Below are 4,847 nucleotides of genomic sequence, written 5' to 3' on the forward strand. Positions count from 1 at the left end.
TCAATGACTTATAAAATAATCACAATAGATATTGTTATTTGTTTACAGATTTGTTTCACGTGAAACCCACAAAATGCTATGATCATCGCCCTATCTGAGGCAAATCATGCGTTATACAAAGAACTTCGATGTCATTGTGGTTGGTGGTGGTCACGCCGGGACCGAGGCTGCCCTCGCGGCTGCACGCATGGGATGCGACACCCTCCTGATTACACACAGTATTGAGAGTTTGGGTGCTATGAGCTGTAACCCCTCAATTGGTGGTATCGGCAAGGGTCACCTAGTTAAAGAGATTGATGCGATGGGCGGCGCTATGGCAGCCGCTACCGATGAGGCTGGCATTCAGTTTAGGATCCTCAATTCAAGCAAGGGCCCTGCTGTTCGTGCAACTCGTGCTCAGGGCGATCGTATTTTATATAAGGCGGCGATCCGCCGTCGCCTCGAAAACCAAGAGAATCTGACCCTTTTCCAGGCCGCCGTAGATGATCTACTGGTTGTGGGTGATGAGGTTCAGGGTGTAGTTACACAAATGGGCCTGAAGTTTATGGCCAAGAAAGTGGTGCTTACCGCGGGCACCTTTCTGGATGGCAAGATTCACGTTGGCTTAAATAATCATGCAGGTGGCCGTGCTGGTGACCCAGCAGCAGTTTCATTGTCGGCTAGATTAAAAGAGCTGAAGCTTCCTCAGGGAAGATTAAAGACTGGCACCCCGCCACGGATTGATGGGCGAACTATTGATTTCTCGGTGATGTTGGAGCAACCGGGGGATTTAGACCCTGTACCTGTTTTCTCCTATCTGGGTCGACCAGAGCAGCACCCAAGGCAAGTCCCTTGCTGGATTTCTCATACGAATGAGCAAACACACGACATTATTCGCGGTGGTCTGGATCGTTCACCAATGTATACCGGCGTTATTGAGGGGGTTGGTCCGCGCTATTGCCCTTCTATTGAAGACAAGATTCACCGCTTTGCCTCCAGAAATAGTCACCAGATCTTTTTAGAGCCTGAGGGCCTAACAACGAATGAGTTTTACCCGAACGGCATTTCTACCAGCTTGCCATTTGATGTTCAATGGAATTTGGTGCGCAGCATTCGTGGCCTGGAGTCTGCCGTCATTGTGCGCCCTGGTTATGCAATTGAATACGATTTCTTTGACCCACGTCATCTACGCCATAGTTTGGAGACCAAGGCAATAGCTGGCCTCTACTTTGCTGGCCAGATTAATGGCACAACGGGCTATGAGGAGGCTGCCGCTCAAGGCATGCTTGCTGGAATTAATGCTGGCTTGGCGGCACAGGGCAAGGAGCCTTGGCTGCCCAAACGAAGTGAGTCCTATATTGGCGTTTTGGTGGATGACCTGATTACTTTGGGTGTTCAAGAGCCATACCGTATGTTTACTAGCCGCGCCGAGTACCGCTTAAGCTTGCGTGAAGACAATGCTGATTTGCGTTTAACCAACATTGGGCGAGAGCTTGGTCTGGTAGACGACTACCGTTGGAATACGTTTTGCAGAAAACAAGAGGCTGTTTCACGTGAAACAACTCGCTTGCAAGATATTTGGATTGGGCCAAAGCATGTATCAGCCAAGGCCGTTTCAGAGCTTTTGGGGCAAGATTTATCGCACGAGTGTAGTTTGGCCGACCTTTTAAGGCGCCCTGGCATTACTTATGAGGCGGTTATGGGCTTGGCAGAAGGCCTTTGGTCGCCAGGAACACTGGACGACGACCTGGGTTTGGCCCAACAAATTAGAGACCAGGTTGAGATTTCCATTAAATATCAAGGCTATATAGATAGGCAGGCGGTTGAAATTGCTCGTCAAGAGCATAACGAGAGCTTTCCTTTGTCGGAGTCTTTGGATTACACCCAGGTTCTGGGTTTATCGAAAGAGGTACAACAAAAACTCAATTTGCATAAGCCGGGAACCCTTGGCCAGGCTGGAAGAATTTCTGGGGTGACACCTGCAGCCCTTTCTTTGCTATTGGTCCATCTGAAAAAGGGCTTAGGCAGGACGCAAGAAGAAACCCATGAGTAACGATTTAGTTTCTTTGGGGATTGAGGATTTAGGCTTGAATCTCAGTCCTGCCAAAATTGATGATTTGGAGCTCTTTTTGCAGGAAATGGGTCGCTGGAATCAGGTCCACAATTTGACTGCAATTGAGGGTGAAAAAAACTCTGTTCGTCTGCATCTCATTGATTCTATTACAGTTTTGCCGATCATGCGCCAATTTCTAGACCAAGAAAACCCCAAAATTGCAGATCTTGGCTCTGGTGGTGGGTTGCCAGCCATACCCATTGCGATTTTGCAGTCAGGTTGGCATGTAACCCTGATTGAGGCGATCCGTAAAAAGACAGCATTCTTGCAGCATGTACGCGGCAAGTTGGGTTTAAAGAATATTGAAGTCTTGAGTGAGCGCGTTGAGATGGTGGCGAAATCACAGCCGGGACAGTTTGATGCAGTGATTTCTAGGGCATTTACCAATCTTGCTCATTTTTTGGAGCTTGCCCTCCCACTTCTCAAGCCAAATGGCTTGGTGTTTGCAATGAAGGCCAAGCGGGCAGATGAAGAGTTGCAAGACGTTTGCATGGATGATTGGCGATTAGTTGCCGATGAGCCTTTGCAGATCCCAAACTTAGCGGTGGAAAGACGATTGTTGGTTTTATCCCCCGTGAGAAAATCACACCTTTAAAGCACGACCTTTTTAAGAAAAATTATGGCCAAAATATTTTGTATTGCTAATCAAAAAGGTGGGGTTGGAAAGACTACCACCGCAGTTAATTTGGCCGCAGGTTTGGCTGGGCATCAGCAGCGCGTTTTGTTGGTGGACTTAGATCCACAAGGTAATGCAACGATGGGGTCTGGAGTTGAAAAAGCAGACTTGAATAGCACCGTGTATCAAGTCTTAATTGGCCTATCAACAGTAAAAGAATCCGCAGTACCTTGCGAGAGCTCTGGCTATGATGTGTTGCCAGCCAATCGTGATTTAGCTGGCGCAGAAATTGAGTTGGTGGATTTAGATTCTCGCGAACAAAGATTGAAAGATGCGCTCGCTCTAGTTGCAGATGATTATGACTTTATTTTAATTGACTGCCCTCCCGCACTATCTTTATTAACGCTCAATGGATTGTGTGCTGCGAATGGTGTGATCGTGCCAATGCAGTGTGAATATTTTGCACTAGAAGGATTGTCAGATTTAGTGAACACCATCAAGCAGGTTCACGCCAACTTAAATCCTGATTTGGTGATCATAGGTTTGTTGCGCGTGATGTTTGATGCGCGCATGACATTGCAGCAACAAGTTTCCGATCAATTGCTTGAGCACTTTGGCGACAAGGTATTTAAGAGCATCATTCCCCGTAACGTTCGCCTGGCAGAAGCCCCGTCCTACGGGCTTCCTGGGGTGGCGTTTGATAGGTCATCTCGTGGCGCTAAAGCATATTTAGATTTTGGTGCCGAGATGATTGAGCGCATTAAGCAAATGTAAAACCTAGGAACAATAAAAAATATTATGGTTGCAATAAAGAAAAAAGGTTTGGGTCGCGGCTTAGAAGCGCTGCTTGGTGATAAGGCTCAGAAAGAAACTACAGCAGAAATTAATCGTTTGCCGTTGACTGCATTGCAGGCGGGTAAATATCAGCCGCGTCAAAAAATGGAAGCGGTGGCATTACAAGAGTTAGCTGAAAGTATTCGTGAGCAAGGTGTGATGCAGCCATTGTTGGTGCGTTTGGTTGCTCCTGGCAAATACGAAATTATTGCGGGTGAGCGTCGCTTTCGTGCCGCAACTTTAGCGGGCTTAAAAGAGGTGCCCGTTTTAGTTTCTGGTGCCAATGATCAGGCTGCTGCAGCAATGGCCTTAGTCGAGAATATGCAGCGCGAAGATTTGAATCCGCTAGAAGAGTCCCAAGGACTTGCAAGGCTGATTGAAGAGTTTGGTTTTACGCATGAGCAAGCTGCAAAAGCGGTGGGAAAATCACGCAGTGCTGTAACCAACTTGTTGCGCTTAAACCAACTGGCAAAACCAGTGCAAGCCATGCTTTTGGCGGGCGACATTGATATGGGCCATGCTCGTGCACTTTTGCCTTTGCCAGGAGCAAGTCAGGTGGCTTTGGCGCAAAGAATTGCGGCTCAAGGCCTTTCTGTTCGTGAGGCCGAAAGAATGTCTACTGCCTTGGCGCTGGCCGGCGGCCAAATCGGTGACAAAAAAGCTAAAACAAAGACTGAGGGGGGTGCGCCAACGCACGACCCAGATATGCGTCGTTTAACACAAGAAATCGCCGATTTAATAGGTTTAAATGCTGAATTCAAGTTTAAAGGCAAGGGTGGCGAGCTTAGAATCCGCTTTAGCCAATTTGACGAGTTAGATTCCTTATTAAAAAAACTGGGTATTAGGGCAGATTAAAGCCCTTTTACTCCGCCTCGAGAAATGAATTTTGTGAATAAAGAACGGCCCATTCCTAGGCATCAATGGGATGAAATCGACGATGACTCCTTTAAAGCTCTGAGTAAAGAGGAAATGGATGCATTGCGTAAGGCAAAGCCGCTCAACTTTAGGTTAATGAATTCATGGTGGATCGTCTTAAGTCAGGTAGTGCTAACTCTAATAATTGCTTCTGCCTGCTTTGTTTTTTCTAACCAGGCTGACAAAAGCGTTTATACTAGCTCGGCTTTGGTAGGTGGTTTGATTGGGTTTTTACCCTCGGCATTATTTTTGGTGCGCTTAGAGGCGGCAAAAAAAAATGTAAAATCAGGCCCTGGCGGATATTTGGCAGCAGTGGTTTCTGGCGAATTTATAAAAATTCTAGTAACCATTCTCCTGTTTATTGGCTTTGCCTTAAAGCAACCTGATTTG

The 4,847-nt window shown here is 47.0% G+C and carries 5 protein-coding genes; all 5 read left to right on the forward strand.

The genetic code is table 11. The features are described from left to right. Positions 1 to 106 precede the first annotated feature (106 nt). Entirely contained in the window at positions 107 to 2,032 is a 1,926-nt protein-coding gene (gene mnmG, locus B7Y67_RS10865; protein WP_293598661.1) for a tRNA uridine-5-carboxymethylaminomethyl(34) synthesis enzyme MnmG, read from the forward strand. Next, positions 2,025 to 2,687 carry a 16S rRNA (guanine(527)-N(7))-methyltransferase RsmG gene (rsmG, locus tag B7Y67_RS10870; protein ID WP_293598662.1) on the forward strand — a complete coding sequence of 221 codons (663 nt, stop codon included), beginning with the start codon at positions 2,025 to 2,027 and terminating at the stop codon, positions 2,685 to 2,687. Before mnmG ends, rsmG begins: the two co-directional genes overlap by 8 nt. A gap of 24 nt (positions 2,688 to 2,711) precedes the next feature. After that, positions 2,712 to 3,482 carry a ParA family protein gene (locus B7Y67_RS10875; protein WP_293598663.1) on the forward strand — a complete coding sequence of 257 codons (771 nt, stop codon included), beginning with the start codon at positions 2,712 to 2,714 and terminating at the stop codon, positions 3,480 to 3,482. A 24-nt stretch (positions 3,483 to 3,506) separates the two neighbouring features. Beyond that, positions 3,507 to 4,397 (forward strand): ParB/RepB/Spo0J family partition protein, encoded by an 891-nt coding sequence (locus B7Y67_RS10880; RefSeq protein WP_215302325.1) that lies wholly within the window; start codon positions 3,507 to 3,509, stop codon positions 4,395 to 4,397. Positions 4,398 to 4,430: 33 nt separating this feature from the next. Further along, positions 4,431 to 4,847, forward strand: a 417-nt coding sequence (locus B7Y67_RS10885) for an ATP synthase subunit I (protein ID WP_293598664.1), incomplete at its 3' end; no start/stop codon positions are given.

Source organism: Polynucleobacter sp. 35-46-11 (genome assembly GCF_002281105.1).